Origin of the sequence: Erythrobacter cryptus DSM 12079 (assembly GCF_000422985.1) — a bacterium.
In the GTDB taxonomy this organism is placed as follows: Bacteria; Pseudomonadota; Alphaproteobacteria; order Sphingomonadales; family Sphingomonadaceae; genus Erythrobacter; species Erythrobacter cryptus.
Genome location: NZ_AUHC01000019.1, coordinates 1 through 26,492, shown reverse-complemented (window position 1 = coordinate 26,492; position 26,492 = coordinate 1). Strand labels below are relative to the sequence as shown.

The following is a 26,492-nucleotide window of genomic DNA, read 5'->3' as shown; positions in this document are numbered from 1 at the left end:
TCCGCCCATATCCGGCGCCCGATCGGCTGGCGGCAGGATCTTCGGCCGCCCATTGCGCTTGCGGATGGCGAGCGGAATGACGATGCGGAGGGTGGTCGGATCGCTCATGCGGCAAGCTCCCGTTCGGCTGCGAGCATGTCACGGACCACCGCGCCAAGCCCGTCGCTGCGCAGGTCGATGGCGATGCCCTCGCGGCCAACGGTGACCCGCTCGACCAGAAGCTGGACGATGCGGGTCTGCTCCGCCGGATAGAGCGCCGCCCAGAGCTGGTCGAATTCGCCGAGCGCCTGGACGACCGCCTTCTCATCGACCGTCGGACTCTCCTCGCGAAAGGTCTTGATCGTCCGGCCTGCGATCTCGGGCGCGCGGATCATGCGGCGGATTTCGCCGACGACGGCGTCCTCGACCATGCCTGCGGGCAGGCGGAGCGGGCCGCAAGTCTCGCCCATCGGACGGTTCCGGATCAGGTCCATCGACGCGTAGTAGCGGTAGAGGCGCGTGCCCTTCTTCGTCGCCGTCGGCGTCATCGCCGTGCCGGTGTCGGTGAAGATGATCCCTTTCAGCAGAGCCGGAGTCTGGCGACGGGTATTCTTCGCCCGCAGGCGCGGGCTTGTCCGCAGGATGCTGTGCACCTTGTCCCACAGGGCCTGATCGATGATGGCCTCGTGCTCGCCCGGATAGCTCGTGCCCTTGTGCACGGCCTCGCCCAGGTAGACCCGGTTGTTGATCAGCTTGTAGAGGAAGCCCTTGTCGATCGGCTTGCCGCGCTTGGTGACGACGCCTTCGGCCGCGAGCGCTTTTGCCAGCGTCGTGGCTGAGCCTTGCCGCACGAACCGCTCGAAGATCATCCGCACCTGCTCGGCCTCGGCTGCGTTGACCACCAGCTTGCGGTCCTTGACGTCGTAGCCCACGGGCACGTGACCGCCCATTCACATGCCGCGCTTGCGCGATGCCGCGACCTTGTCGCGGATGCGCTCGGCCGTGACCTCCCGCTCGAACTGGGCGAAGCTGAGGAGGATGTTCAGGGTCAGGCGCCCCATCGAGGTCGTGGTGTTGAACGCCTGCGTGACCGAAACGAAGGTCACCTGATTGCGGTCGAAGATCTCGATGAGCCTTGCGAAGTCCATCAGCGAGCGGCTCAATCGGTCGATCTTGTAGACCACGACCACATCGATCAGCCCGGCCTCGATGTCGGCCAGCAGACGCTTCAGGGCTGGGCGCTCCAGCGTGCCACCGGAGAAGCCGCCATCGTCGTAGCGTTCGCGAATGGTGGCCCAGCCTTCCGCCTTCTGGCGCGTCACGAAGGCCTCGCAAGCCTCGCGCTGGGCCTTGAACCGCCCCGGCTTTCACGGAGGCATTTTCATTTGGATCATGCAGCCATATCGAGGGTCTTGCTGGCTGCATAGTAGTTGGCCTCGGCATCGGCCGTCGGGATATGCCCGATGGGGCCGAACAGGCGATGATGGTTGAACCAGTCCACCCAGCGCAGCGTTGCCATTTCCACGGCCGATACGCTCGGCCATGAACGCTGCCGCCAGATGACCTTGGCCTTGCACAGACCGTTGATGGTCTCGGCCAAGGCGTTGTCATAGCTGTCACCGACACTGCCGACCGAGGGCACCAGTTTGGCTTCGGCCAGGGGTTGGGTGTAGTTCATGGCGAGGTATTGAACGCCCCTGTCGCTATGGTGGATCAGGCCATCCTCGGCGCTTGGCCTGCGGGCATGGATCGCCTGCTCCAGGGCATCCAGCACGAAGCCTGCCGTGGCGCTGGTACTGACCTTCCACCCCACGATCCGGCGGGCGAAGGCATCGATCACGAACGCGACATAACGAACCCCGCCCCGGTGTGGACGTACGTGAAGTCGACCACCCACAACGCATTGGGTCGGCTGACGCGGAACTCGCGGTTGACCTTGTCGAGCGGGCATGGGGCCTTCGGATTGCTGATGGTCGTCACCGTCGTTTTGCCCCGGCGCACGCCCGACAGTCCCATGGCGCGCATCAGCCGCTCCACGGTGCATGTGGCCACAGTGATCCCTTCGCGGCGCATCTGGTGCCAGACCTTGCGGGCGCCGTAGAGACCATAGCTGTTCTCGTGGACGCGCTTGATCGCCTCGCGCATCTCCTCGTCGCGCCGGGCACGGGCTGGGCGCTTGCCGGGATCGGCAAGGCGGGCAGCGTGTTCGTGGTAGGAAGACGGGGCGATCGCCAGTTCCCGGCAGATCGGCTCGATACCCAGATCCTCGCGGTGCGCGTCGATAATCGACATCACCATTTGCCGTGGCGCCAAGGTTCTCTGGCTCGCTCCGCCTGAGCAAAATATGCCGAGGCCTTGCGCAGGATCTCGTTGGCCCGGCGCAGTTCCTTGACCTCACGCTCCAGCGCCTTGACCCGATCCCGTTCACTGACAGCCTGCGCCGCTGGCCCCGCGAGCCAAGAACCTTTGGGGCTCGCCTCCTCGCGGCACCAGCGGCGCAGCGTCTCGGTCGTGCAGCCGACCTTCCCGGCGATCAAGGTCATCGCTGCCCACTCCGACGGATAATCACCTCGGTGCTCACCCACCATCCGCACCGCACGGTCGCGATACTCAGGCGGAATCGAAGATGAGCAAAGCTAAAACTTGTTCCTCAAATTGCTCATAGTGGCTCCTTCTCACAGATCGGAGCCTCCGGAAAAAAGCCGGGGCGGTTCAAATCAACGCGCCATGGGTTTCCCTGACGACTGGGAAACACGGCCCTGCTGGCAAGGCTGATATGGATAAGGTCGGGTATCGGTCCGATCCCCTCCGCCACTTGCCCCAGCACAGGCCTGTCACCTGATCGGCTGGCCCGCGCCGCGTCCTTGACCACAACGGGCCGCCCGGCGCCGCGCGTCAGTCGATCAGCACGAAGGGCGCCCAGATGTCGGGCTGATCGGCGCCGGGAAGGCCGCTCTGGCGGCGCAGGCGATCGAGCGCGTGGCGCAGCGCCTTGGCCTTGTCGCCGTGCCTCCTATAGTGCCGCAGCATCTCGGTGGCGACATATGCGGCAACATCGTCGCGCACCTGCCAATGGGTGGCAAGCAGGGTGCCGCCGCCGGCAAAGCGAAAGGCGCTGACCAGGCCCGAGAAGGCAGGGGCGCCGCCCTCGAAGCCCGCGGCGCTGTCACACGCGGTGAGGATCACCCAGTCCGCCGAAAGATCGAGCCGGGCGATCTCGCTGGCGGTGAGCAGCCCGTCAAACCCCTGATCACCCGCACCCTCCGCCGGGGGCGAGAGCACCAGCGCCGGTTCGGCCACGCCCTCAAGCTCACCGCCGACCAGCCCGTGGGTGGCAAACACCAGGACCTCGGCTTCGCGCACCCCGGGATCGGCAAGCCTGGCCTCGCTCGCCTCGGCGCCGAGGAACAGGCGGCTGCGTTCGGGCCCGAATGCTTGGGCGATGGCGCGGGCCTCGCGCGCGGCACCAGGAAGCGGCGGCAGCAGCGCGAGGCGCGCGGCATCGGCGCCGCGGCGCGCGAAATAGGCAGCCGGGCTCATCACCCCTTCGGCACCGGTGCCCGCGCCTTGTGCGCCGCCAGAGGCGAAGGGCACCGGCGCGGCAAAGGCGACCAGCCCGCGCGCCTGCGGGCGGGCGCGGCGGGCGCGATCGGCAAGAGAGGCGACATTGACGAGGGCAAAGCGGTCAGCCAGCCACGTCGGCGCGCGCGCCTCCTCGCCGGGCTCGAGCACCAGCAGGCCAAAGGGCAGCGAGGCGAGCGGCCCGCCGGCAAGGATCCGCAAGGTCTGTGCGCCCTTGAGCGCGGCGCGGGTTTCGGGCGGGAGCAGCACCGCGGCGAGCCGGGCTGCCGCCGCGGCATCGAAATCGAGCGCCACCGCGCTCTCGCGCACCGCTGCCGCCAGCGCCACCAGCTCGGCGCGCGGCAGATCGAGCCGCCGGATCAGGGCGGTATCAGCGGTGACGACGAGGCTGTAGGCCCCGTCATAGGCCGGGGCGAGCGCGAGCAGCGCCTCTCCCTTGCCCAGCCCGGCGCGGATCGTGGCCACATCAACAGGATCGGAGGAGACCAGCCGCGCGGTGGCGGCATCGCGCGCCGCAAGGGCGGCAAGCGCCTCGCGGCGCGCCTCATCGGCCGCGGCAAGCGCCGCGCGGGCGGCATCGGCCGAGGTGCCGGCGGCAAGCGCGCGCAGCAATTCGCGGTCGGCCGCTTCGATCGCGGCATCGGCCTGTTGCAGCGCGCGCAGCGCCTCGGCGAGCGCGGGATCGCTGGCCGAAAGCCGCTCGGCCCTGAGCGCGGTTGCCTGCGCCAGCCCCGATCCGGTGATGCGCGCCATCGCCTGGGCCATGAGATCGGCATCGCCGCAATCGACCGCGATCTCCATGACGAGATCGAGCGCGGCGCGCTGTTCGGCCACCACCGGGCCCGCGGCAGTGCGGGCCGCTTCGCGCCCGAGGAAGGCGAGCATCGCGCGCGCTTCCTCAAGCGCATCGGCGGGGCGGGCGGCAAGCATGCTGCGCGCCCGCGCTTCCACCAGCCGGGCGTGGCGCAGGGTCAGCGCCTCGGCGTTCTCGCTCTCGAGCAGCCGGGCATAGTCGCGCGCGGCGATCCGCGCGGCCTCGGCGGTCTCGCCCTGGCGGATGAGCGCGCGCACCAGATCGGGCCCGATGCGCTTGGCAATCTCGTTGTCCACGGTGCTCGCCTGCATCCGCGCATCGACCGCGCGCAGCCGTTCGAGCGCCTCCTGCCAGTGCCCCAGGGCAAAGGTGGCCTGGGCGGCATAGGCCTGCGCGCCAAGGCCGAAGGGGCTGTTCTCACCCTGGTAGCGGGCGAAGATCGGCGCGGCCTCCTCGAGCAGCGGCAGGGCATCGCCATAGCGCTCGCGCTGGAGATAGGTCATGCCGAGCAGGTGCAGGCCATAGCCGAAGAACAGGCTGTCGGCCCCTTCGTGCTGCCGCTTGAGCTCGAGGCTGCGGGCCAGATAGCCGGTCGCCTCGACCGGGCGGCCGGTGCGCGCAAGGATGATCGCCAGCATCTCGAGCGCGCGGGCATAGCTTGCATGGGCCGGATCGACATGGGCCACGGCACGCTCGACCGCGATGCGGGCATAGCGCTCGGCCTCCTCCATTTGCCCGGCGCGCCGGAGCACCCCGGCATAGCCATAATATGAGGCGATCGTATCGGGATCATTGGGCCCGAGAAAGCGTTCGCGGGTCTCGAGGCTGGCCTTCTGATAGGCCAGCGCGGCATCGATGCGGCTAAGTTGCAGCAGCACCTGTGAGAGCGAGAACTCGAGATTGGAGCGCGCCACCGCGGTATCGCGCGACACCTCGGCTTCGGGCAGGGCGGCAAAGGCGGTAAGGTATTGGGCATAGGCCTGTTCGAGCGTGGCAACCGCGCTCTCGGCCTCGCCGCCATGGGCAAGGATGGTGCCGAGCAGCGCCACCCCCTCGGCGCGCAGCACCAGGTTGTCCGGATCGCTGGTGGCGAGCGCGGCAAGCCCGCGCTCGACCTGTGCGCGCGCCTCGGCATTGCGGCCGAGCACATAGAGCTGCGAGGCGATCTTGATATCGGCGCGGGCGACCTCAGGGTGATCGGGTGCGATCCTGCCTGCGGCCGCGCGCACGGCCTGCCAGGCAGCAACCACGCGCTGGGCGCCCGCCGCGTCATTGGCGCTTTGGGCAAAGGCGGTCTCGGCCGCCTCGATCAGCCGGGCAAGTTCGGTCTCGGCCTCGCTTGTGCCCGCGGCAGCGAGCGGCGCAGGGGCTGCGCCCTGTGCCAGCGCCAGCACCAGGGCAGTAAGGCCGGTCATGCCCCACCGCTTTGCGCCGCGCTTGCCTGCCGACATTGTCATCGCCGCGTCTCCCGCATCGCTCCCGGTGGATGGATAGGCCGATGTCAGTCAAACACGATGTAAAATTCCGACGCCTCGGGCCCGGTATTGGCGATTTCGATGACATGGCGCTGGGTGTAGAGCGGCACCCAGCGGCACTTGACCGGATCGGTGGCTACAGGCCGGCAAACCTGCCGTTCGGCCTGGTCGCGCACCTCGAGCCGCGGGGTCGGCCCGCGCGCGACCTTGAGCACCACCTGCGCGCTGCGTCCGCCGAGAAATGTCTGGTTGAGCTGCTGCGAGGCACCCGGGCCAAGCCGGCCCGAGCGATAGGCAGGGCCGAGCGCGCGGCCGCGCATCGCCGCCGGATCTTCTGGCAGGGCTTCGAGCCAGCGCGCCATGGCCTGCCCATCCTCGGGCGTCTGGGCCTCGGCGCCGAGCCGCGCGAGCCGGGCGGCGGCCTGCCTCAGCGCTGCTGCGTCCTTCGCGCTTTCGGCGCGCGCGGCCATCACCAGCGCCTCGGCCACCCGCTCGGCCCGCTCGGCGCCGGGGGCAAGCGGTGCGGGCGCGCCCGCGGCCACGGGCCGCGGCGAGGCGCAGGCGCCGAGCACCGCGATGAGGCCGGCAAGCGCGGCAAGGCCTGGCCAGGCTCGCAGCCTCATGATGCCTTCGCCACGCGGAACACCGCGCCCTTCTGCCTGCCATCTGCCGGCCGCTCAAGCGTGAGCGCAAGGCCGTGGCGCTCGGCGATCGCGCGGGCGAGGGCAAGGCCAAGCCCGCTGCCCGGTGCTTCGGCATCGGCGCTGGTCTGGCCGCGGTAGAAGCGCTCGAAGATGCGCGCGCGATCGGCAGGGGCGATCCCCGGCCCGTCATCGGCCACCACCAGCACCGGCCCCGGCTCGAGCGTGACGGTGACATGCCCGCCGGCAGGGACATATTTGATCGCATTGTCGAGGAGGTTGGTCACCAGCCGCCGCAGCTGGCGCGGATCGCCGGGGATCGTCACCTCGGGCGCGATCGCCCAGGTCAATTCCAGCCCGCCTTCCTCGGCGCTGCCGGCATAAAGCTCGCACAATTCGCTCACCAGGGCAGACAGATCGACCGGGGCAAGCCCGCTGCGGTCGCCGCGCTGGGCGGTGCTGGAGGCGATGTCGAGCAGCGATTCGAGCATCTGGACGATCCGCCGGATTTCGCCCCGCGCCTCGGCCAGCCTTGCGGCCATCTCTTCCGATGGGCGGGCGGCCAACGCTTTTACCAGGCGGTGATTGAGGTGGGCAAGCGGGGTGCGGATCTCGTGGGCGAGCTGTTCGGAGGTGTCCTTGTAGGCCGCCATCAGGTCGCTCACGCGCAGCAGCGCGGCGGCGCTGTGCGCGGCGAGTTCGTCGATCTCGTCGCCCGCACCCTTGCGCGCCGCCAGCAGGGCGGCGGCATCCTGGGGCGCGCGAAAGGCAAGGTTGATCCGCGCGATGCGCTGTTCAAGCTGGTAGGCGGCGAGCCGCCCGAGCAACGCCACCAGCGTCACGAACACCGCGCCCCCGGCGGCAAAGGCCATGGCGATGCTGGCGCGCACCGGGGTTTCAAGCTCGATCCCGCGCGCCACCACCAGCTTCAGATCGGGGGACAGCTGCACCGCCCGCGCATTGGCGCGCGATCCGGCGCCGATCGCAATGATCCCGCTTTCCGAGATCGCCGGGTCGAGCGGGGGCCATTCGGCAAGATCGCCGGCGATGCGCCGCCCCTTGCCATCGACGAGAAGATAGTGCGGGGCGCCGCCCTCGGCCGGAACCAGGGCAAGGCGATCGGCGATGCGCGCGGCCAGCTCGCGCTCGCCGCCGCTGGCATAGATATCGACCAGCCCGGCAAGATCGACATCGACCTCGCTCAGCGTCGCCTGCTGGATGGTGGCGCTGACGCTGAGATGGGTGAGCCACCACAAGCCGGCAAGCAGCACCAGCGACAGCAGGATCGCCGCGCCCACCAGCCGGGTGAAGATCGATCTGGGGAAAAGCGCCATCAGCGCCCGTCGAGCAGGCGGTAGCCTGCGCCCACGATGGTCTCGAGCGCCGGGGTATCGAACCCGTCCTCGAGCTTGCGCCGCAGCCGGCCGATATTGACATCAACGACATTGGTCTGGGGATCGAAGTCGATCTTCCAGACATGGTGGAGCAGCATCTCGCGGGTCACCACCTCGCCGGCGTTTTCCATGAAATAGCGAAACAGCTCGAACTCGCGCGGGCTCAAGGGAAGGTGGCGGTTGTCGCGAAAGGCGGTGCGCGCCTTGAGATGGCATTCAAAGGCGCCGTAGAGGATCACCGCATTGTGCTCGCGCCCGCTGGCGCGGCGGTGCAGCGCGCGCAGCCGGGCGATCAGTTCCTCAGGCTCGAAGGGCTTGGCCATGTAATCATCGGCCCCGGTATCAAGCCCGTCGGCCCTGTCGCTGCTGCGGCCCAGCGCCGAGAGCATCAGGATGGGGGTGCCGATCCCGCCCTCGCGCAGGCGCCGGGTGATGGTCAGCCCATCAATATCGCCCAGCATCCGATCAAGGATGATGACATCAAAGCGTTCCATCCCGGCGCGCAGCAGCGCCGCGCTGCCGCTGCTTTCCCACACCAGCACATCACCGCTCTGGGCGAGGATATCGCCCACCGCGGCGGCCGAGCGGGGATCGTCCTCGACGTAGAGGATGCGCATCGCTTCTGGCTCCGTCCTGCGCGCGTGCATGAAACCCGCCTCCTACCCCTCACGCGCCTTGCTGCCATCGCCTCTGCCGCGAGGCAAGCGATGGCAGCGGGCGCGGCGGGAGAGTGGCGATCAGTTGAGGCTTTCGACCGAAACCCAGCCGGTGGTACCGAAGCTGTCGCGGGCCTCGACGAACAGCCCGTCGCGCCGGCCGGTGGGGGTGAGCATGGTTCCGACCCTGAGATTGCGCACCACCTTGGCATCGGGCGCCGGGGCCTCGAGCATGGCCGTGGTTGCCGCCACCGTGGCAAGGTTGCTGGCGGCCGGGGCGGGTGCCGGGCTGGTCGCCGCGCTTGCCCTGGGGGCGCTGGCGATCGCCTGCTCTTGCGCGACAAGGTTGTTGAAGGCGAGCACGAAGGCTTCAACCAGCATCTTGCCGTCCTTGCTCTGGCCATAGCCAGCCGCTGCGGCACCGGCATTCCAGGCGCCGGCCCCGCCGAAGGTGAGGGTGGACTTCTTCACCACCCCCTGCCCGGTGGCGATGGTCATGCCATTGGCCGGGCTGATGAGCTTGATCCCGGCGGCAAGCTGCTTCTTCTTGCCGCCCAGCCCGCCGAACATGCCGAGCAGCTGGCCGGCACCGGGCACCCGCGCCAGCATCGAGCTGGCCGCACCCGATTGCACCAGCCCCTGCATGGCAAGGCCCTTGGCGGTTTCGATCGACTTGTCCACTTCCTCGCTGTCACCAGCGATCACGTTCATCAGGAAATCGGCCGGGGCGCCGCTCGCGGGATTGTGGGGGGTAAAGCAGCCGCTCTCGCTGGCGAGCGCGTTGATGAGGGCGCGCGGGCTGCCAAGCCCATAGGCCGACCAGCCCTGGGTATCGCCTTCGACCACCGCGATGGTGCCGAGGCTTTGGCTGCAGCGCGCAAGCTCGATCGCCTTGTTGTCCTTGGCGCCGTCCTTGGCCGCTGCCGGGCCTGCGGCGATCAGCGCGGCCGAGGCCAGCAGCGCGGCGGCGCGGCGGGCGGTGCTCAGAGTTTGGATGTGTCGTGACATTGCCGTTCTCCCCATTGCCGTGGATGGGGCAAGCCTGCCTTGCGGCGGCCCTGCCCGCCACACACATCCCCTGTCATGGTGATGACAAATGCCGTTAGGCGCCCTGCCTTGATGGTGGGGCGTCCGGCATTGGAAAAGGGCAAGGGTTCGTCCCCGGCGCCTCAGGTCTGGGCCGTGACGAGATCGGGCCCGTCGATTAGCAGCACCTGCACCTCGGCAAGGCCCTCGCGCAGCTTCCTGACCTCGGCATATTCGGGGCTGTTCCAGAAGGCGCGCGCCGCCTCGCGGCTCGGCCACTTGGAGATCACCATCGAGGCGCCCTCGCCAAAGCTGCCCTCAAGCAGCTCGGCGCCAGGGCCGCGCAGCAGATATTCGCCGCCGAACTTAGGGATCAGCGCGGCGGCGGCGGCGCCATAGCCGGTGATGAACTTCTCCCGATCGTGCACCTTGGCGGTGATGATCATGTAGGCGGGCATGGCGTCCTCTTGCTGGCTAGAACGGCTTGACCGCCCCGAGGAAGCACACCGAGGCGATCGTCACCCAATAGATATAGGCGGCGATGCGGGCCTGGCCGATCTCGCGCGCGAGTGCTGCTTCCTGCGCCGCATCCGGCCCTTGAGCGAGAATCCGGAACCTTTCGGTCCAGCGTCGCATCACCACCCGCAGGAACAGGCCGATCACCAGCGCAAAGGCATAGAGCGCCATCTTGGAAGGATACCAGTAATTGCTCGGCCCGCTTGCAATCGGCCCGGTGCCGGCAAAGGCCATCCCCGCGACCACCACGAGCGCCGCGATCAGTGGATAGCGCAACAATTCCTCGGTGCGGGTGACGGCAAGGCCAAGATCGGTCTCGCGCTTGATGAAGGCGGTCCAGGTCATCGCCAGCCACACGGCGAAGAACAGCCACATCCACCACACGCCCGCGCCCTCGAGCAGCGGCACGAAGCCATAGAGCTTGCCCATGTGCAGCCCCAGCGGCAGCAGCAGCACGATGCCGGTACGCGCGAGGATATCGATGCGATAAGCGGTTTCCATGTGGCGCCGCCGCTCCTCGAGCGAGAGCGCGGGATTGGTGACGTGATAGCTGGTCTGGAACACGCCCCATTCGCCCCCCAGCCAATAGACCATGGCAAGGATATGCACCCAGCGCAGGATGCTCAGTTCATTCTCGATCAGAAATTCCATCGCTCCCCCCTTGTGCGGGGCCGGCGCAATCGCCCGGCCCCGGGCGTGATTGACATGCTTGCAGCTTGCGCGCGGCCCCGTCCTTGCCCGCGCGCAGTGAGCCTCGGCGCGGCTATTCGCGCGAGAGACGCTCGACCACGTCCATGATCGGCGGATCGCTTGCCGCCATCGCCTCGACCTCCTGCTGGAAGCCGCGCATGATGCGCGCGATATAGGCCTGGGTGGCAAGGCCACGCTCCCGGCCCGCCTCGCGGTCGGGCACATATTGCTCGATCTCGGCGCGCGTGAGCGTACCCCTGGCTTCGAGCAGGCGCTCGAGCGTGTCCTGCCGCTCGCGCAGCGCCGAGACTTCGGCCGCGAGGGCAAAGACCGTGGAATAGAGCCGGTCGAGCGCGGGCTCGTCAAAATATTCCGGGCGGCGGCCCTTGGCCCTGCGGCCCGAGAGCGTGACCCAGTCGAGCGGGGTGTCGGGCGCGCTCATGCCGCCACCTGCGCTTCTGCGGCCAGCGGCTTCCACGCGCCATAAGCATTCCAGATCGCGGCGCGGCCATAATCTTCCTCGCCCTTGTCGGGCGAGGGCGGGAAGATCTCGGGATCGACCACCGCGCGCACCCCGGCAACAAACTGGCATTCGCGCGGGAAGCCGGCCTCGGCCATCACCTGCTTCAGGTCCTGCCCGTGCATCGCCGACCAGAAGGGCTCGTTATTGTTGAAGGCGTCCCAATCGCGCATGAACTGCTCGAACAGCGGCATATCGTCCGAATATTGGGGCTGCTCGATATGCAGGATCAGCCCGCCGGGGGCGAGCACGCGGTGCGCTTCGGCGAGGATGCGCGGCATGGCCTTGGCCGAAAGCTCGTGCAGGAACATGGTGGTCTGCACCCAGTCGAAGGTGCCATCGGCCCAGCGCGAAAGATCCTCGCCCGAGGCCTGGACGAAGCGGATGTTCTTCACCCCGAGCGCCGCCGCCCGCGCCGCGCCATAGCGCAGGCTTGCCGCCGCAGTGTCGATCGCAATCACCTCGGCCTCGGGGAAGGCCTGGGCGATCGGCACGGCATTGTGGCCGATAGTGCAGCCGATATCGAGGATGCGCCTGGGGCTCCAGTCGGGCCTTTCGGCCTTGACCCAGGCCACCACCGCCTGCCCGCCGCCATCATTGAGCCCGCCGAGCGCCCCGCCGGTGGTGGCAAACAGGCCAACATCGTAATTGGCCCCCACGGTGACATCGCCGGGGCGCTCCTCGCCGTGATAGCCGCCCGGCTGGCAATGGATATCCACCGCGGTCTGATAGGGCGGCTGGGCGATCGCCGGATCAAGCTCGAGCTGGCCCGAATGCTCGTTATATTGGCGGGCCATGGCATCAAGCTCGTCAAGCTGGCGCAGCACCACCTGGCGGCCGAAATGCTGGCGCATCTCCATCGAATTGCGCTTGAGCGCCGACCACATGCGGTGCCAGGGGTCGCGGTTCATGGCATCGCGGATTTCATAGCGGTGCTCAGGATCGCGCCCGTGCTCGGCGCGGAAGGCGGGCAGCACGCGCTTTTCGTAAGCCAGCTTGTTGCCCGCCCCGATGGTGCCCGAAAGGTAGCGGTTGAAATGGGTGAGGAAGTTGAAGCGCGCGGCCTCGTCATGGTTGACGCGCGGCATCATCGGATGGCGGGTCATCGCGGTGTAGGGCGGAGGCAGGTCTGAAGCCATCGGCGGCACCTTTCGCTGGTCCGGCAAATTTGTCCGGACAAATTGACTGTGCGGGCTGACTTGTCAAGGATTCCCGCGCGCGTCTTTGATCTGGATCATAGTGGAGCGTGAAGGGCGCGGCAAATCAGCGCGCCCAGCCTTCCATGGCCGCGCCGGCTTGCAGCGCGCGGATCTCGGCAATGTCGCGCGGCGGGTTGAGCCACATCGGCTTTTCGCGCTCAGCCCAGGCGCGCAGGCGTGGCGGCAGATCGGCATTGCTCTCCACCCGCCACGACAAGAGGTGATAGATGCCCTGCCCCTGTCCGAGGAAGGGCGGCAGGGCGCCATAGCGCTGCCAGGCCATCTGGTGCGGTTCGGCATTGGTGCCGGCGCGGTGGATGAAGAAGTCGTAATTCTCCCAGGCCTCGTAGCGGGTGCCGTTGGGGAGCGGAAAATCGAGGAACACCGGCGCGGTGATCGCCAGCGTGTCCTTGCCCAACCAGCGCCAGCTCATCCCGGTCTTGGCGGCGATCTTCTGCACCGCCTTGCCCACGCCCTGCTCGACATCGCCATAGATCCGCCCGTTCTCGTAGCGATAGCTGATGAGCTGATAGGGATAGGCGATCGGCTCGACCTTCTGCCCATTAAATTCGCTCAGCACCTCGCCGGTTTCGGGATCGGTATAGGCATAGGTCTTGCGGGTGAGGTGGATCACCGGATCGCCGGGCTTTTCGGGCCAGATCACCCGGCTCGAATCAAACCCGATCATGCCCACCAGCTTCCTGCCGCTGGGATATTCATAGACCGCCCCTTCCGACACCCAGTGCACCGGATCGCCGGTGCCAGCGCGGGCATCGATCCACATCCGGAACTCCTCGGGCGCGGCGGCGCGGCTGGCAGGGGCAAGCGGCGCTTCGGCCGGCGCGGTCGCGGCGGCCGGGGCGCCCGGTGCCTCTGCCAGCGCCAGCGCGGGCAGGCCGAGGGCAAGGCAACCGAGCATGAAGGCAGGGCGCAAGGGGGTGGTGACGATCGGCATGGCGATTCCTCTCGCTTGGGCAGAACCGGTAATTTGTCCGGACAAGTGCCGCCCGGCAAGCGCGAAATCGCGCCTGCCGGGCGCGGCGTATCACTCGGTGAGGATCTGATTGAGTTCGATCAGCACCCCATCCGGATCGAAGAAATTGCACCCCATCACCCGGATGTCGGGCCCGCCATTGCGCCCGGGATAGACCTGGAGGCGCGCGTCGGCGGTGAAGGTGATGCCGGCAAGGCCCTTCACCATCTCGCAGCGCCGCGCCGCATCATCGGTGTTGAGGATCAGCACCACATCGCCCGGCCCCAGACGCTTGGAATAGTCGCCCGCCGGGATCGGCGGGTCGATCCACTGCATCAGCCCGATCCAGCCGACCCAGGGATCGTTGGCATTGAGCAGCACGAGGCGCGCCTTGGCCCCCGGCTCGCCCGCGGGCAGGGCAACGCCCGAGGTTTCGACCACGGTGTCATAATTGACCGCAAGCCCGATCACGTCGCGGTAGAGCGCGAGCGACTTTTCCATGTCGCGCACGATGATGGTGGCGCGGCGCACATCGGTGGGAAGGCGCATCTTCGGCGCCTCCACCCCCGGCGCGGCGGGTGCGGCGGGGGCTGGCGCGGCGGAAGCGCCTTGCGGCGCATCTGCCGCCCGGGCGCAGGCGGCAAGGCTGGCGGCCAGCGCCGCGCCCATCAGCAATCGTCTCATTGGCTTTCCTCCGCTGCCCCTGATGCCAGCAACTCGGCGATCCGCGCCTCATTATAGCCCAGCCCCGCCAGCACCGCGCGGGTATCGCGCCCTGGCCTGGGCAGCTGCTGGGGCGCGCCGATGCGCTTGCCATCGAGTTCGAGCGGGATGGTGGGCAGGCGCACCTGCGTGCCATTATCGAGCGTCACCTCCTCGAGCCCGCCGTGCTGGAGATGGGGATCGTCGAACATCTCCTCGGGCTTGCCGATCGGGGCAAAGGGAAGGCCGGTGCCATCAAGCTTGGCGATCACCTCGGCTCTGGTCATCCCGCCGATGATCGCGCGGATCACCGGCAGGATGCGATCGCGCGCCTTGACCCTGGCATTGTTGACCCTCAGGCTCTCGTCCGCCCACAGCTCGTCCAGCGCAAAGAGCTTGCAGAACTTCTCCCACAGGGCATCGGTGACGACCCCGATGAACACCGGATCGTCTTTAGTTTCGAACACGTCATAGATCGCCCAGGCCGAAACCCGCGCCGGCATGGGCGCGGCGGGCGTGCCGGTGACGGCATATTGCGCCATGTGCTGGCCGACGAGATAGACCGTGGTCTCAAACAGGCTGGCGGTGACCTTCTGGCCCTTGCCGGTGCGGTGGCGCTCCTCGAGCGCGGCGAGCACCCCGATCACCCCGAACATGCCCCCGGTGACATCGATCACGCTGGCGCCCGCGCGCAAGGGGCGCCCGGGCGGCCCGGTCATATAGGCAAGCCCGCCCATCATCTGCGCCACCTCGTCAAGCGCGGTGCGGTTTTCATAAGGGCCGGGCAGAAAGCCCTTCTCGCTGCAATAGATGAGCCGCGGGTTCAAGGCGGCGCAAGGCTCGTAGCCCAGCCCGAGCCGCTCGAGCGCGCCGGGGCGGAAGTTTTCCACCAGCACATCGGCACGCCCGACAAGGTCCTTGGCCACCCCGAGGCCCGCCGCGCTCTTGAGATCGAGGCAGATCGATTGCTTGCCGCGGTTATACATCGGGAAATAGCCTGCGCCCGAGCCGATCAGGCGGCGGGTCTGATCCCCGCCGATCGGCTCGATGCGCACCACCTCGGCGCCGAGCCCGGCAAGGATGTGGCCCACGGTTGGCCCCATCACCATGTGGGTGAACTCGACCACGCGGATGCCGGCAAGCGGGGCGGGCGCGCTCATGCCGCGATCCTCTGGTGATAGTCGCGCATCGGCCCGGCTTCGGGGGTGAAGCCATAGAGCGGTTCATCGGGCATGGCCTCCTTGAGGATGGTGCGCACCGCGATCAGCTTTTCAAGGTCAATGCCGGTCTTGAGGCCCATGGCGTTGAGCATCAGCACCAGGTCCTCGGTGACGAGATTGCCGCTCGCCCCCGGCGCGAAGGGGCAGCCGCCCAGCCCGCCGAGCGAGGCATCGAAGGTGGTGATCCCCTCCTCGAGCCCGGCGACCACATTGGCAAGGCCAAGCCCGCGGGTGTTGTGGAGGTGGAGCGTGGTCAGCCGCTCTGCCCCCACCGCCGCGCGCACCCGGCGCACCAGCCGCCGCACCTGCGCCGGATCGGCATAGCCGGTGGTGTCGGACAGGCTCAGTTCCTCTGCCCCTGCCGCCACCGCCGCTTCGGCGAGGCGCACCACCCGGTCCTCGGGCACGGCCCCTTCGATGGTGCAGCCAAAGGCGGTGGAAAGCCCGACCGCGAAATGCACCCCGCCCGCCCTGGCGATGCGCGCGGCCGCGGCGATCTCGGCGAGCATGGCGGGGTGACCCTTGCGCACGTTCCTGAGGCTGTGGCTCTCGCTCATCGAGAAGGGGATGCTCATACCATGCACCCCGGCCTCCACCGCGCGCGCCGCGCCCTTGGCGTTGGGCACGAGCGCCACCACCCTCAGGTTCGGTATGGTGCGGGCAAAGGCAACGAGTTCGGCGGTGTCGGCCATCTGCGGCAGCAGGCTCGGCGGCACGAAGGAGCCGACCTCGATCTCGCGCACCCCGGCGGCGGCCTCGGCGGCGATCCAGCGCTTCTTGGCTTCAAGCGGCATGATCCTCTTGATCGATTGCAGCCCGTCGCGCGGGCCGACTTCGGATACGAGAATAAAGCTCATCAGCGGGCTGGCTCCGTGGTTGCGGGCAAGGGGCGGGGGGCAAGCTCATAGACCCAGGGGCGAAGGCTGCGATCCTGCGCCAGCCAGGCGGTGATCGCCGGGGCGTGCTGCAAGGTGAGATCGATCGCATCAAGCCCGTGCAAGAGCATCTCCTGCGCCTCCGGCTCGAGCGCGAAGCGGTGCTCCACCCCGCCGGACGTAAGCGTGAGACGGGCAAGGTCGATCGTCACTTCCTTGCCGGCGAGCGTGGCAATCGCGGCGCGATCGAGCGTGATCGGCAGCAGGAAATTGCGGATGCAATTGGCGCGGAAGATCGGCGCGAAGCTCTCGGCGATGATCGCCCTGATCCCGTGCTCGGCGAGCGCCCAGACAGCATGTTCGCGGCTTGAGCCGCAGCCGAAATTGCGCCCGGCAACGAGGATCGCGGCGCGGCGATAGGCCGGCTGGTTGAGCACGAAATCGGGGTTCTCGGCGCGCGTATCGGCATCGCGGTAGCGCCACGGGGCAAACAGCCCGGCGGCAAGCCCGGTGCGCGCGGTGCTCTTCATCTCGCGGCTGGGAATGATCGTGTCGGTATCGACATTGTCGGTGAGCAGCGGCGCGGCGATGCTGGTGAGGGGCTGGGGAAAGGCGCTCATGCGAGGTAATCCCTCGGATCGGCGATCGCCCCGGCGATCGCGCTTGCGGCCACGGTTTCGGGCGAGGCGATGTGGGTGCGGATGCCCGGGCCCTGGCGCCCCTCGAAATTGCGGTTGGTGCTGGAGATAACCCGCGATCCTTGGGCAAAGCTCTCGCCGCCGGCATAGAAGCACAGCGAGCAGCCGCTCAGCCGCCATTCAAACCCGGCTGCGGTGAAGATCTTGTCCAGCCCCTCGGCCTCGGCGGCGCGGCGCACCGCCATGGAGCCGGGCACCACCAGCGCCTTCTTGATCCGCGGGGCGATGCGGCGGCCCTTGAGGATCGCCGCGGCGCGGCGCAGATCGGCAAGGCGGGCATTGGTGCACGAGCCGATGAAGGCGGCATCTACGGGCGTCCCGGCGAGCGGCGTTCCCGGGGCAAGGCCGATATAGTCATGCGCGCGCGCCGGCCCTTGCGGCACGCGGGCGGTGACGGGGATCGAATGTTCGGGGCTGGTGCCCCAGCTCACCATCGGGGCAAGGCGGGCGGCATCGATGGTGATTTCGGCATCAAAGCGCGCGCCTCTATCGCTCTTGAGGCCCTGCCAATAGGGCGCGGCAAAATCATCGGGGGCATAGGGGCGCCCCGCAAGATAGGCAAAGGCCTTGTCATCCGGGGCGATCAGCCCGGTCATGGCGCTGAACTCGGTCGCCATGTTGCACAGGGTCATGCGCCCTTCCATGTCGAGCGCGCGCACCGCATCCCCGGCAAATTCGACCACGTGGCCCGCCCCGCCGGCGGCGCCGTGGGCGGCGATGAGGGCAAGCACCATGTCCTTGGCGGTAACGCCTGCGGGCAGCGTGCCGGCAAAGCGCACCCGCATCGCGCGCGGGCGGGCAAGGCGCAGCGTGCCGGTGACCATCGCGTGTTCCGCCTCGGACGAGCCGATCCCCCAGGCAAGCGCGCCAAAGGCGCCTTGCGTGCAGGTGTGGCTGTCGGGCGCGACCAGCGTCAGCCCCGGCAGCACGATCCCCTGTTCGGGCGAGATCACATGGACAATGCCCTGGCGCGGGTCGTTGACATCGAACAGCGTGATCCCCGCGGCCCGGCAGGCGGGGCGGGTTTCGGTGATGAAGCCTTCGCCCCCCGGCATCAGCGTGCCATCGCCGCGGCCCGCGCGGGTATCGACGATGTGATCCATCACCGCAAAGACCCGCGCCGGATCGATGGGCCTGCGCCCCAGCTCGGCCATGTGCCGCAGCGCCGCCGCGCCGGTGCGCTCGTGCAGGAACACCCGGTCGATCGCGATGAGGTCAGCGCCCCCGGGCAGGCTTGCCACCCGGTGCGCGTCCCAGATCTTGTCGAAGAGGGTGCGAGCCATGGCTTCGGGACGATCAGGCCTCGGTCTTCATCTCGGTCTCGACCGCGCGCCAGTCGCGCGTCACCAGCTGCTCCTGGATCGCGGTGCGGGTTTCGAGCTTGCCGTTCCGGATCCAGTGCCAGGTGCGGCAGCGGTGCTGGCCGCAATCGGAAATCTGAATCTGCTCGTAAAGATAGAGCGTGGGATCGCCGGTGCGCTGCCAATAGAGCATCACCGTGCGGTTGTATTCATCAAGCGGCACCTCGGCGGCCCAGCCCTGGATCAGCTCGTTGTCCCACCAGATGCGCCCATCGCGATAGGTGGCGGGAAAATCGCGCACCTCGCGCCGGCCATCGGGCCAGGTGTAGTAATTGGTCTGGTGATAGGGCGTCTCAGGATCGTCGGTGATCCGGCACAGGAGGCGGCTGGCGTGCTCGTCCACCTTCTCGTTGGCGGCGTTGAAATAGGAGTAGGTGCCATCCCAGACCCCTTCGTGGCGGGCAAGCAGCGGCATCAGCTGGCGCAGATCGGTCATCATGAAGCTCCTTGGATGGTGGCGAGATGGTCGTGCCAGGCGCGTGCGGCAGCGCCGGCGCGCAGGCGCGCGCGGGCACGCCGGGCGATGGCTTCGGGATCGAGCGCGCCATCGGCAATCGGGCGCGCATGATCGGCCCCGGCGACATACCAGGGAGCAAAGATCGCCTCGGCCCGCGCCGCCGCCCAGGCGCGCAGGAGATGACTGCCGAAGCGGTCGGGCGAAAGATCGGGATAGAGCAGATCGGGATCGCCCACGGGAAGCGCGGGCCAGCGGATCGCGCCGGCACCAAGCGCTTCCTGCGCCGCCGCAATCGCCTCGCCAGGCGCGGCGCAATTGTCGGAAAGGCCGTGCCCCGGCACGTCGATTGCCACCTGCCCCGGCCCCGGCTCGGCCAGTTCGCCTGCGGGCGGGTGCAGCACCAGTTCGCCCGCGCCCCGCGCGCCGCGCCAATGGATGAGGGCGTCATCGACCGCGATCCAGCCTTCTTGCGGATCTTCGACCAGCGCCGGGGGCGGCAGTGTGCCGGCGTGTTGGCGCAGGAAGGCAAGGCTTGCCGCGTGATGCTCGGCCGGGTTGGCGAGCTTCTGCGCCTGCCAAGTGGCAGGCATGGGGCCGAGCCGGTCGATATGCGCCTGCAGCGGATCGCCGGCATAGGCGCTGATCAGCACCGGCGCCGTGCTGGCCCCGGGCGGGGGGATGTCGCGCGGCGCGCGCAGCACCGCGCCATAGCCGGCGCGGTAGGCATCGCCGGCATCGAGCATTTCCATCACCGCCAGATGCACCCGCACCGGATCGGCGTGGGGCTGCGGCAGGCGCGCTTCGTCGCGGCAATCGAACCAGGGGAAGAACCAGGATTGCTCGAGCATCCGGTGCCACAGCCACACCAGGTGCTCGCCATAGGCGCTGGGCTGGAACGGGGGCAGATAGGCCTCGCCGAAGCGGCGCATCTCCTCCGCGTTCCAGATCGCATAGCCGCCGATCGCCAGCGCGGTGAAGCGCGAAGGCTCCTGCTTGAGCGCGGCAACGAGGATGATCCCCCCTGAATGAAAGCCATAGGCCGGGCAGCTTTTGAGTCCCGCGGCATCCATGAATTCGCGCAGGGCCGCAGCAAAATCGCCGATCTCGGGCGCGCCGGGCAGCGGATCGGATTGGCCAAAACCCGGCGTATCGGGGGCGATGCAGGTGAAATGCGCGCCCCAGGCCTGCATCAGCGGTTCATATTCGCCGCTCGAGCGCGGGCTCTGGTGCACCATCAGCAGCGGCGGGCCCTTGCCGCAGCGGCGATAATGCACCCGGCGCCCGGTGGCCGGAATGGTCAGCATGTGCCGGGTGATCGGCATGGGCCCCACGCGCTCCCAGATCAAAGTTGTCCGGACAAATTTTGCTCGACAACCCCATAACCGCGATTATGACTGGCTGTCAAAGCGGAATCGGATGAGGGGTGAGTGGCAGCCATGCTCGGCACCAGGATGGTCTCGGACGGCAAGACGGCGCGGCAATTGTTCGAGGAGGTGATGGCCAATCCGGCCCGGCGCAAGTTCGGCTTTGGCGAGAAACTCGCGATCGTGAATGTCGATCTCCAGCAGGCCTATACCCGCCTCGATCTGTTCCGCACCGCCTATGAGACCGATCCGAGGCAGATCGAATATGTGAACACCATCAGCCGCCTTGCTCGTGCGCGCGGGATGCCGGTGATCTGGACGCGGGTGGCCTACAAGGAGGACGGCAGCGATGCCGGGGTGTGGGGCACGCGCACCGATACCGAGGACAGCCTGCAGAACATCAAATACGGGTCCGAGCGCCACGCCTTCGATCCGCGCTGCGAGATCGGCGAGCACGATCTGCAATTCACCAAGCGCATGCCGAGCGCCTTCTTTGAAACCCCGCTGGCGAGCTATCTCACCTTCCACCGGGTCGATACGGTGGTGATGACGGGCGGATCGACCTCGGGCTGCGTGCGCGCCACTGCGGTTGATGCCTTGAGCCACGGCTATCGCACGATCGTGCCGATCGAGACCTGCGCCGACAAGCACGAGAGCTATCACTACGCCAATCTCACCGATCTCCAGCTCAAATATGCCGATGTCGAACCGGTGCAGGCGGTGATCGACTGGCTCGAGGGGCGCTGAAGATGCAGGAAGGCGCTCCCGATCCTGATCTGTACGATTACCACCCCTATCGCGGCCGGCCCAAGATCACCTGGCCGGGGGGCAAGACCGTGGCCGTATGGGTGGCGCCCAATCTTGAATATTACGAGATCGATCCCCCGCTGCACCCCAGCCGCAAGGCCTGGCCCACGCTGCATCCCAGCGTGGTCGGCTTTGCCCACCGCGACCATTCCAACCGGGTGAGCCACTGGCGCATGGCCGAGGTGATGACCAAGCACGGCTTTCCCGGTTCGGTCAGCCTCTCGGTGGCACTGTGCCAGCACCATCCCGAGGTGGTCGAGGATGCGCGCGCGCGGGGCTGGGAGTTCTTCAGCCACGGCATTTACAACACCCGCTATGCCTATGGGATGAGCGAGGCGCAGGAACGCGCGATCATCGAGGACTCGATCCGCACGGTGATGGAGGCGACCGGACAGCGCATCCGCGGCTGGCTGGCCCCGGCGCTCACCCACACCCCGCGCACGCTCGATCTCATTGCCGAATATGGCTTTACCTATACCTGCGACCTCTATCACGACGATCAGGTGCAGGAGGTGAAGGTGCGGCGCGGGCGGCTCGCCTCGATCCCCTACAGCCTCGAGGTCAATGATCACTATGGCTTCTTCGTCTATAACATGTCGCCGCGCGAATATGCCGAGGCGCTGATCCGCCAGTATGAGCGGCTCGCGGCCGAGGGCGCGCGTTCGGGCACGGTGATGTGCATTCCGCTCCATGCCTATCTCATCGGCCAGCCGCACCGCATCGGCCCGTTTGAACAGGCGCTGCGCCATATCGCCGCGGATGGCAGGGCCTGGATCGCCCGGGCCGGCGAGATCGTCGATCACTGGCGCGCGCAGACGGGGGGGCAGGGCTGATGGCGCTCGATCCGGCCTATCTCGAATATCCCCATCGCCGGCACGGCTATGACCATGAGCTTTATGACTGGTCGTGCCTTCACACCCGCGCCCCGGTGCGCTGGCCGGACGGCAAGACGGTAGCGGTGTGGCTGTGCGTCAGCCTCGAATGGTTCCCGATCGTGCCGGGCGGGCCGTTCAAGGCGCCGGGGCACATGCAGACCGCCTATCCCGATTTTCGCCACTACACCGCGCGCGATTATGGCAACCGGGTGGGGGTCTGGCGCTTTCTCGATGCCTTCGCCGCGGCAGGGGTGAAGGCGAGCTTTGCCACCAACGCCGCGATTGCCGAGCGATACCCTGAGCTGATCGAAGCGATCCTTGCCGATGGACACGAGATCATCGCCCATTCGACCGACATGAACGGGACGATCGATTCCTCGCTCTCGCGCGAGGCCGAGAGCGCGCTCATCGGCGAGGCCATCGCGCGCATTGTGCGGGCCGCAGGCGTGCGCCCCTCGGGCTGGCTGTCGATCGCGCGCCAGCAGAGCTGGAACACGCTCGACCTCCTCAAGGAGCACGGCCTTGCCTATTGCTGCGACTGGGTGAACGACGAGCTGCCCTATCGCTTCCGCAACGGGCTTGTCAGCCTGCCGCTCAACCACGAATTGTCTGATCGGCAGATCGTCGCGGTGCAGCAGAAAAGCGCCGAAAGCTGGGCCGAATCGCTCACCGATGCCTTCGACTGGCTGGCGGGGGAGGGCCGCGCGCAGGGCGGGGCAGGGCGGATGCTGCCGGTGCACCTGACGCCCTATATCATGGGCCTGCCCTACCGCATTGACGCGCTCGAGCGCTGGCTGGCGGCGATCGCGGCGCGCGATGAGGCCTGGTTTGCCCCGGGCAATGCCATCATCGCCGCGTGGGAGTCGCATGAGCAGGCGCAGGCTGAGGAGGCGGGGCGTGGCTGAACTCACCGCGATCAACCCGCGCACGGGCAAGGCCGATTACCGCTTTGCCGCGGCCTCGCGCGCCGAAATCGCGGCCGAGGCGGCGCGGCTGCGCGCGGCCCAGGGGCCGTGGGAAGCGCTGGGGAGCGAAAGCCGCGCCGCGGTGCTGCGCGCCTGGGCCGACGTGCTTGAGGCAGAGGCGGGCGCGATCATCGCCGCGCTGGCGCAGGACACCGGGCGCGAGACCATCGCGGGAATCGAGGTCAATGGCATGATCGCCAATATCCGCCGCTGGGCGGGGCGCGGGCCGGAGCTCTTTGCCGCGCTCGATCAGGGGCCGCGGCCCTCGGCGGTGCCGGGGATCGAGATCCGCACGCATCACAGCGCCTTTCCGCTGTTCGGGGCGATTGCGCCGTGGAACTTTCCCGTGATCCTCTCCCATGTCGATGCCGTGCCGGCGCTGATGGCTGGCTCGGCCGCGCTGGTGAAGCCCTCGGAAGTCACCCCGCGCTGTGTCGCGCCGCTGCGCCACTGCGCCGCGCAGGTGCCCGAACTGCCGCTTGCCTATGTGCTGGGCGGGCCGGAGGTGGGCGCGGCTCTGGTCGAGGAGGTCGATTACATCTGCTTTACCGGCTCCACCGCCACCGGGCGCAAGGTTGCCGAGGCGGCGGCACGGCGCTTGATCCCGGCCAATCTCGAGCTTGGCGGCAAGGATCCGATGATCATCACCGCCAGCGCCGATCCGCGCTGGGCCGCACAGATTGCCCTGCGCGCCAGCGTGGTCGCCACCGGGCAGGCGTGCCAGTCGATCGAGCGGGTCTATGTCGCGCGTGCCATCGCCGCGCCCTTCCTTGCCGCCCTCACCGAAGCTGCGCGCGCGGTGCGCCCGGCCTATCCGCCCGGCGCGGGCGGCGCGCTCGGCCCCTTCATCTTCCCGCCGCAGGCGCGCAAGGTCGCCGCGCAGATCGACGAGGCCCTCGCCAAGGGCGCCCGGCTGCTTACCGGCGGGCGCATCGAGGAGCTTGGCGGCGGGCTTTATCTTGCCCCCACGGTGCTCGTCGATGTCACGCCCGAAATGGCGGTGATGCGCGAGGAGACCTTCGGCCCGGTGATCCCGGTGACGATCTTCGACACCATCGAGGAAGCGATCCGCCTCGCCAATGCCAGCGATTATGGCCTTGCCGGGGCGGTGCTGGCGGGCAGCATCGAGGAGGCCGCGGCAATCGCCCCGCTGCTCGATGTCGGGGCGGTCTCGATCCAGGACGGGGCGCTCACCAGCATTGTCGGCGATGCGCCCAACATGTCGCGCAAGCGATCGGGCCTCGGCCCCAGCCGCAGCGGCGATGCGGGGATGCTGCGTTTCTTGCGCCAGCAAGCGCTGATCGTGCAGAAGGGTACGCCCCTGCCGCTTTCCGCCTATGCCGAAAGGGTAGCGCCATGAGCAACCGCGCGGCGCTGGCCACCGTGATGCCGGCGATGCTGCTCCACGAAGGCTGGTGGGACGGGTGGTATCGCCACTTCGATGGGCAAGGCCGGCTGATCGATGCCCACCGGGTCAAGACCCATTGCGAATTTCCCGATTCCGGCCCCTGGCACTATGTCCAGCACAATTGGCTCAACTGGGAGGATGGCCGCAGCGCCCATTACGAATTCGGCGGGCGGCTGGAAGGCGCGCGGCTGGTGTGGCGCACCGATCGCTTCAGTGGCCACGGCTGGCAGACGCATGAGGACACGCTGATGCTGAAGCTCGACCGGGCCGATGTGCCCGACGCTTACTATATCGAGATGATCACCATCGCCCCCGATTGCCAGAGCCGCGCGCGCACCTGGCAATGGTTTAAGGCTGGCCGCCCATGGAAGCGCACCTGCTGCGATGAGGAAAGGATTGCCGGATGAGCTTGCTCTTTGCCCTGCTGCTCGGCGCCGCCCCGCTTGAAGCCGCGCCTGCCCCCGAGGCGGCAAGCGCTGAGGTTGAAACCGCGCCCGCGCCCGCCGCGGCCGAGCCGTGCGACCAGCCGGTTTACATGGTGGTATCGGGCCGCACCCGTGATCGGGCGCGGATGCTCGCCTATGGTAAGGCGTTCGCTGAAAGCGCCATCTATCAGCGCCTCGGCGGCTATTACATCACCTTGCCGCAGCCGATCGCGGTGTTCGAGGGCGAGGTGCCGCCCGATTATGTCAACCTCACCGTGCGCTTTCCCTGCCTTGCCAATGCCAGGGCCTTCTGGAACAGCCGTGTCTATCAAGAAACCATTCTGCCGCTGCGCCAGAACCCTGCGGCGGGCGACTATACCGTCACCGTCTATGCCGAGGCGCCCCTGCGGAGCGACATGATCGGCAAGGTCGAGGCGGGGCGCTACCTCGCTGATTTTCCCGCTGCCGGTGAGCCGCAGGTGGAGCCGCGCCGGTGAAGGCCTGGCAGATCGGCCCGCGCCCGGCCGCGCCCATCCCCGCGGCCGAGGCGATTGGCGGCTTGACGCTGGCAGAGCGGCCCGATCCCGTGCCCGGCCCGGGCGAGATCGCGGTGCGGGTGATCGCCGCCGGGCTCAACCACCGCGATCTCATGGTGCTGTGCGGCGCCTATGGCCGCGATCTGCCGCCCACGCGCATCCCGCTGACCGATGGGGTCGGGCGGATCGAGGCACTGGGCGAGGGGGTGCAGGGCCTTGCCCTCGGCGATCGGGTGATCGCCTCGCACTTCACCACCTGGCTTGCCGATGGCGGCTATGGCCTCCATGTCTTTGCCAACGACCTTGGCGTCACCCGCGATGGCTGGCTGGCTGAACGGATCGTCCTGCCCGCAGCCGCGGCGATCCGCGTGCCCGAAGGCGTGAGCGATGAGACCGCGGCCGCAACCGCCGTGGTGGCGGGCACGGTGTGGCATGCTCTGGTGGCCTTTGGGCAGGTCAAGCGCGGCGCTCTGGTGCTCACCATGGGCAGCGGCGGGGTGGCGCTCTTCACCCTGCAACTCGCCAAGGCGCTGGGCGCGAAGGTGGCGATCACCTCATCCGATCCGCGCAAGCTCGCCCGGCTCACCGCCATGGGGGCCGATCATGCGATCAATTATGCCGAGCGGCCCGATTGGGCCGCCGCGCTGCTCGAGGCGACCGGGGGGCGCGGGGCGGATGTGGTGGTGGACACGATCGGCTTTGCCGCCTTCGGTCAGACGCTCGCCGCCACCGCGCCCGAGGGGCGGATCGCCACGCTCGGCGCGCTCGCCGGCAGCCCGCAGGACAGGCCCGATTTCGATCAGGGCGCGCTCATCGCCAAGAACGTGAGCATCAAGGGCATTGCCTCGGGCCACCGGGGGATGATCGCCAGCGCGCTTGACGCCATGGCCAACCACGGCATCGCCATGGTGATCGACCGTGTCTTTGCCCTTGCCGAGGCGCCCGCGGCCTATCGCCACCTGCTGGCCGGGGCGCATATGGGCAAGGTGCTGGTGCGGCTCTAGGCCGTAAACTCATAAACTGGCTTGCGTGGACGGCAAGTGATTGATTCAAGGTTCGGGAAAGGAGCCTTGGATATGCGCCGTCGTTTTGACCTGACAGATTTCGAGTGGTCGGTGATTGAGCCGTTGCTGCCGAACAAGAGCCGTGGCGTGCCTCGGGTGGATGATCGCCGGGTGATCAACGGGATATTGTGGCGGTTTCGCACCGGCAGCCCCTGGGCGGACATTCCCGAACGCTATGGGCCTTACACGACCTGTTACAACCGGTTCGTGCGCTGGCGCAAGGCGGGGGTATGGGATCGGCTTCTGGCGGCGGTTTCCCGGGCTTTCGAC

Annotated in this window: 29 protein-coding genes, 1 pseudogene and 1 other annotated feature; of the genes and pseudogenes, 8 read left to right on the top strand and 22 right to left on the bottom strand. The window is 68.1% G+C overall.

Annotation, left to right across the window (positions count from 1 at the left end; translation table 11 throughout):
* Positions 1 to 104: 104 nt before the first annotated feature.
* The 22 genes and pseudogenes from G524_RS15755 to G524_RS15725 form a co-directional block, all read right to left on the bottom strand.
* Positions 105 to 929, bottom strand: a complete 825-nt coding sequence (locus G524_RS15755; protein ID WP_211219343.1) for a recombinase family protein — start codon at positions 927 to 929, stop codon at positions 105 to 107.
* Positions 930 to 1,319: pseudogene (locus G524_RS17110) on the bottom strand (recombinase family protein); the annotation flags it as partial.
* Positions 1,320 to 1,369: 50 nt separating this feature from the next.
* Complete coding sequence (locus tag G524_RS17375) at positions 1,370 to 1,930, bottom strand: DDE-type integrase/transposase/recombinase (RefSeq protein WP_342662461.1); 561 nt, start codon at positions 1,928 to 1,930, stop codon at positions 1,370 to 1,372.
* Complete coding sequence (locus G524_RS17370; protein WP_342662460.1) at positions 1,816 to 2,271, bottom strand: IS3 family transposase; 456 nt, start codon at positions 2,269 to 2,271, stop codon at positions 1,816 to 1,818. The genes G524_RS17375 and G524_RS17370 overlap by 115 nt, the downstream gene beginning before the upstream one ends.
* Positions 2,202 to 2,328: a sequence feature (AL1L pseudoknot), on the bottom strand. (Overlaps the previous gene by 70 nt.)
* Positions 2,271 to 2,522: a hypothetical protein gene (locus tag G524_RS17365; RefSeq protein WP_342662459.1), complete on the bottom strand. Its 252-nt coding sequence runs from the start codon at positions 2,520 to 2,522 to the stop codon at positions 2,271 to 2,273. (Overlaps the previous feature by 58 nt.) The genes G524_RS17370 and G524_RS17365 overlap by 1 nt, the downstream gene beginning before the upstream one ends.
* A 352-nt stretch (positions 2,523 to 2,874) precedes the next feature.
* On the bottom strand, positions 2,875 to 5,790 hold the full coding sequence (locus G524_RS0111140; RefSeq protein WP_051221166.1) for a CHAT domain-containing tetratricopeptide repeat protein: 2,916 nt from the start codon (positions 5,788 to 5,790) through the stop codon (positions 2,875 to 2,877).
* Between the two features lie 86 nt (positions 5,791 to 5,876).
* Positions 5,877 to 6,473: a hypothetical protein gene (locus G524_RS16370; RefSeq protein WP_051221163.1), complete on the bottom strand. Its 597-nt coding sequence runs from the start codon at positions 6,471 to 6,473 to the stop codon at positions 5,877 to 5,879.
* Positions 6,470 to 7,825 (bottom strand): sensor histidine kinase, encoded by a 1,356-nt coding sequence (locus tag G524_RS0111130; protein ID WP_027443786.1) that lies wholly within the window; start codon positions 7,823 to 7,825, stop codon positions 6,470 to 6,472. Before G524_RS0111130 ends, G524_RS16370 begins: the two co-directional genes overlap by 4 nt.
* Positions 7,825 to 8,532 (bottom strand): response regulator transcription factor, encoded by a 708-nt coding sequence (locus G524_RS0111125; RefSeq protein WP_036857826.1) that lies wholly within the window; start codon positions 8,530 to 8,532, stop codon positions 7,825 to 7,827. The genes G524_RS0111130 and G524_RS0111125 overlap by 1 nt, the downstream gene beginning before the upstream one ends.
* Before the next feature lie 90 nt (positions 8,533 to 8,622).
* Positions 8,623 to 9,549: an SH3 domain-containing protein gene (locus G524_RS0111120; RefSeq protein ID WP_036857824.1), complete on the bottom strand. Its 927-nt coding sequence runs from the start codon at positions 9,547 to 9,549 to the stop codon at positions 8,623 to 8,625.
* Positions 9,550 to 9,710: 161 nt separating this feature from the next.
* Positions 9,711 to 10,025, bottom strand: a complete 315-nt coding sequence (locus G524_RS0111115) for a DUF1330 domain-containing protein (RefSeq protein WP_027443783.1) — start codon at positions 10,023 to 10,025, stop codon at positions 9,711 to 9,713.
* Between the two features lie 16 nt (positions 10,026 to 10,041).
* Positions 10,042 to 10,734, bottom strand: a complete 693-nt coding sequence (locus G524_RS0111110) for a hypothetical protein (protein ID WP_027443782.1) — start codon at positions 10,732 to 10,734, stop codon at positions 10,042 to 10,044.
* Between the two features lie 112 nt (positions 10,735 to 10,846).
* Entirely contained in the window at positions 10,847 to 11,215 is a 369-nt protein-coding gene (locus G524_RS0111105) for a hypothetical protein (RefSeq protein WP_027443781.1), read from the bottom strand.
* Positions 11,212 to 12,432, bottom strand: coding sequence for a class I SAM-dependent methyltransferase (locus tag G524_RS15735; RefSeq protein ID WP_036857822.1), 1,221 nt, complete (start codon positions 12,430 to 12,432; stop codon positions 11,212 to 11,214). Before G524_RS15735 ends, G524_RS0111105 begins: the two co-directional genes overlap by 4 nt.
* A gap of 124 nt (positions 12,433 to 12,556) precedes the next feature.
* Positions 12,557 to 13,447 (bottom strand): DUF1838 family protein, encoded by an 891-nt coding sequence (locus G524_RS15730; protein WP_051221162.1) that lies wholly within the window; start codon positions 13,445 to 13,447, stop codon positions 12,557 to 12,559.
* 90 nt (positions 13,448 to 13,537) lie between these two features.
* Positions 13,538 to 14,149: a VOC family protein gene (locus G524_RS0111090; protein WP_156894079.1), complete on the bottom strand. Its 612-nt coding sequence runs from the start codon at positions 14,147 to 14,149 to the stop codon at positions 13,538 to 13,540.
* A complete protein-coding gene (locus G524_RS0111085; protein WP_027443779.1) occupies positions 14,146 to 15,327 on the bottom strand; it encodes a CaiB/BaiF CoA transferase family protein in 1,182 nt (393 codons plus the stop codon). The genes G524_RS0111090 and G524_RS0111085 overlap by 4 nt, the downstream gene beginning before the upstream one ends.
* Positions 15,324 to 16,244 (bottom strand): hydroxymethylglutaryl-CoA lyase, encoded by a 921-nt coding sequence (locus tag G524_RS0111080; protein ID WP_084625155.1) that lies wholly within the window; start codon positions 16,242 to 16,244, stop codon positions 15,324 to 15,326. Before G524_RS0111080 ends, G524_RS0111085 begins: the two co-directional genes overlap by 4 nt.
* On the bottom strand, positions 16,244 to 16,882 hold the full coding sequence (gene leuD / locus G524_RS0111075; RefSeq protein WP_027443777.1) for a 3-isopropylmalate dehydratase small subunit: 639 nt from the start codon (positions 16,880 to 16,882) through the stop codon (positions 16,244 to 16,246). The genes G524_RS0111080 and leuD overlap by 1 nt, the downstream gene beginning before the upstream one ends.
* Positions 16,879 to 18,243: a 3-isopropylmalate dehydratase large subunit gene (locus G524_RS0111070; protein WP_027443776.1), complete on the bottom strand. Its 1,365-nt coding sequence runs from the start codon at positions 18,241 to 18,243 to the stop codon at positions 16,879 to 16,881. Before G524_RS0111070 ends, leuD begins: the two co-directional genes overlap by 4 nt.
* A gap of 13 nt (positions 18,244 to 18,256) precedes the next feature.
* A complete protein-coding gene (locus tag G524_RS0111065) occupies positions 18,257 to 18,760 on the bottom strand; it encodes a DUF3598 domain-containing protein (RefSeq protein ID WP_245561355.1) in 504 nt (167 codons plus the stop codon).
* The gene (locus tag G524_RS15725) at positions 18,757 to 20,100 is read right to left on the bottom strand and encodes an alpha/beta hydrolase (RefSeq protein WP_036857819.1); all 1,344 of its coding nucleotides are present in this window, start codon (positions 20,098 to 20,100) and stop codon (positions 18,757 to 18,759) included. The genes G524_RS0111065 and G524_RS15725 overlap by 4 nt, the downstream gene beginning before the upstream one ends.
* Before the next feature lie 114 nt (positions 20,101 to 20,214).
* Between G524_RS15725 and G524_RS0111055 the strand changes: the two genes are divergently transcribed.
* The 8 genes from G524_RS0111055 to G524_RS0111020 form a co-directional block, all read left to right on the top strand.
* Positions 20,215 to 20,889, top strand: coding sequence for an isochorismatase family protein (locus tag G524_RS0111055; RefSeq protein ID WP_051221160.1), 675 nt, complete (start codon positions 20,215 to 20,217; stop codon positions 20,887 to 20,889).
* A gap of 2 nt (positions 20,890 to 20,891) precedes the next feature.
* Positions 20,892 to 21,782 (top strand): polysaccharide deacetylase family protein, encoded by an 891-nt coding sequence (locus tag G524_RS0111050; protein WP_027443773.1) that lies wholly within the window; start codon positions 20,892 to 20,894, stop codon positions 21,780 to 21,782.
* Complete coding sequence (locus tag G524_RS0111045) at positions 21,782 to 22,729, top strand: polysaccharide deacetylase family protein (protein WP_027443772.1); 948 nt, start codon at positions 21,782 to 21,784, stop codon at positions 22,727 to 22,729. The genes G524_RS0111050 and G524_RS0111045 overlap by 1 nt, the downstream gene beginning before the upstream one ends.
* The gene (locus G524_RS0111040; protein WP_245561354.1) at positions 22,722 to 24,149 is read left to right on the top strand and encodes an aldehyde dehydrogenase family protein; all 1,428 of its coding nucleotides are present in this window, start codon (positions 22,722 to 22,724) and stop codon (positions 24,147 to 24,149) included. Before G524_RS0111045 ends, G524_RS0111040 begins: the two co-directional genes overlap by 8 nt.
* A complete protein-coding gene (locus G524_RS0111035) occupies positions 24,146 to 24,604 on the top strand; it encodes a hypothetical protein (RefSeq protein WP_036857817.1) in 459 nt (152 codons plus the stop codon). The genes G524_RS0111040 and G524_RS0111035 overlap by 4 nt, the downstream gene beginning before the upstream one ends.
* Positions 24,601 to 25,119, top strand: a complete 519-nt coding sequence (locus G524_RS0111030) for a DUF1330 domain-containing protein (protein ID WP_027443769.1) — start codon at positions 24,601 to 24,603, stop codon at positions 25,117 to 25,119. Before G524_RS0111035 ends, G524_RS0111030 begins: the two co-directional genes overlap by 4 nt.
* A complete protein-coding gene (locus tag G524_RS0111025) occupies positions 25,116 to 26,162 on the top strand; it encodes a zinc-dependent alcohol dehydrogenase family protein (RefSeq protein ID WP_051221158.1) in 1,047 nt (348 codons plus the stop codon). The genes G524_RS0111030 and G524_RS0111025 overlap by 4 nt, the downstream gene beginning before the upstream one ends.
* A gap of 72 nt (positions 26,163 to 26,234) precedes the next feature.
* Positions 26,235 to 26,492 (top strand): IS5 family transposase (locus G524_RS0111020; RefSeq protein WP_036857661.1); only part of this gene is annotated, 258 nt, incomplete at its 3' end.

Bases quoted from the DNA above. Each gene is read 5' to 3' on its own strand.
- G524_RS15755 (WP_211219343.1), bottom strand. From the start codon at position 929: ATGGGCGGTCACGTGCCCGTGGGCTACGACGTCAAGGACCGCAAGCTG.
- G524_RS17375 (WP_342662461.1), bottom strand. From the start codon at position 1,930: ATGCCCGCTCGACAAGGTCAACCGCGAGTTCCGCGTCAGCCGACCCAA.
- G524_RS17370 (WP_342662460.1), bottom strand. From the start codon at position 2,271: ATGTCGATTATCGACGCGCACCGCGAGGATCTGGGTATCGAGCCGATC.
- G524_RS17365 (WP_342662459.1), bottom strand. From the start codon at position 2,522: ATGACCTTGATCGCCGGGAAGGTCGGCTGCACGACCGAGACGCTGCGC.
- G524_RS0111140 (WP_051221166.1), bottom strand. From the start codon at position 5,790: ATGACCGGCCTTACTGCCCTGGTGCTGGCGCTGGCACAGGGCGCAGCC.
- G524_RS16370 (WP_051221163.1), bottom strand. From the start codon at position 6,473: ATGAGGCTGCGAGCCTGGCCAGGCCTTGCCGCGCTTGCCGGCCTCATC.
- G524_RS0111130 (WP_027443786.1), bottom strand. From the start codon at position 7,825: ATGGCGCTTTTCCCCAGATCGATCTTCACCCGGCTGGTGGGCGCGGCG.
- G524_RS0111125 (WP_036857826.1), bottom strand. From the start codon at position 8,532: ATGCACGCGCGCAGGACGGAGCCAGAAGCGATGCGCATCCTCTACGTC.
- G524_RS0111120 (WP_036857824.1), bottom strand. From the start codon at position 9,549: ATGTCACGACACATCCAAACTCTGAGCACCGCCCGCCGCGCCGCCGCG.
- G524_RS0111115 (WP_027443783.1), bottom strand. From the start codon at position 10,025: ATGCCCGCCTACATGATCATCACCGCCAAGGTGCACGATCGGGAGAAG.
- G524_RS0111110 (WP_027443782.1), bottom strand. From the start codon at position 10,734: ATGGAATTTCTGATCGAGAATGAACTGAGCATCCTGCGCTGGGTGCAT.
- G524_RS0111105 (WP_027443781.1), bottom strand. From the start codon at position 11,215: ATGAGCGCGCCCGACACCCCGCTCGACTGGGTCACGCTCTCGGGCCGC.
- G524_RS15735 (WP_036857822.1), bottom strand. From the start codon at position 12,432: ATGGCTTCAGACCTGCCTCCGCCCTACACCGCGATGACCCGCCATCCG.
- G524_RS15730 (WP_051221162.1), bottom strand. From the start codon at position 13,447: ATGCCGATCGTCACCACCCCCTTGCGCCCTGCCTTCATGCTCGGTTGC.
- G524_RS0111090 (WP_156894079.1), bottom strand. From the start codon at position 14,149: ATGAGACGATTGCTGATGGGCGCGGCGCTGGCCGCCAGCCTTGCCGCC.
- G524_RS0111085 (WP_027443779.1), bottom strand. From the start codon at position 15,327: ATGAGCGCGCCCGCCCCGCTTGCCGGCATCCGCGTGGTCGAGTTCACC.
- G524_RS0111080 (WP_084625155.1), bottom strand. From the start codon at position 16,244: ATGAGCTTTATTCTCGTATCCGAAGTCGGCCCGCGCGACGGGCTGCAA.
- leuD (WP_027443777.1), bottom strand. From the start codon at position 16,882: ATGAGCGCCTTTCCCCAGCCCCTCACCAGCATCGCCGCGCCGCTGCTC.
- G524_RS0111070 (WP_027443776.1), bottom strand. From the start codon at position 18,243: ATGGCTCGCACCCTCTTCGACAAGATCTGGGACGCGCACCGGGTGGCA.
- G524_RS0111065 (WP_245561355.1), bottom strand. From the start codon at position 18,760: ATGATGACCGATCTGCGCCAGCTGATGCCGCTGCTTGCCCGCCACGAA.
- G524_RS15725 (WP_036857819.1), bottom strand. From the start codon at position 20,100: ATGCCGATCACCCGGCACATGCTGACCATTCCGGCCACCGGGCGCCGG.
- G524_RS0111055 (WP_051221160.1), top strand. From the start codon at position 20,215: ATGCTCGGCACCAGGATGGTCTCGGACGGCAAGACGGCGCGGCAATTG.
- G524_RS0111050 (WP_027443773.1), top strand. From the start codon at position 20,892: ATGCAGGAAGGCGCTCCCGATCCTGATCTGTACGATTACCACCCCTAT.
- G524_RS0111045 (WP_027443772.1), top strand. From the start codon at position 21,782: ATGGCGCTCGATCCGGCCTATCTCGAATATCCCCATCGCCGGCACGGC.
- G524_RS0111035 (WP_036857817.1), top strand. From the start codon at position 24,146: ATGAGCAACCGCGCGGCGCTGGCCACCGTGATGCCGGCGATGCTGCTC.
- G524_RS0111030 (WP_027443769.1), top strand. From the start codon at position 24,601: ATGAGCTTGCTCTTTGCCCTGCTGCTCGGCGCCGCCCCGCTTGAAGCC.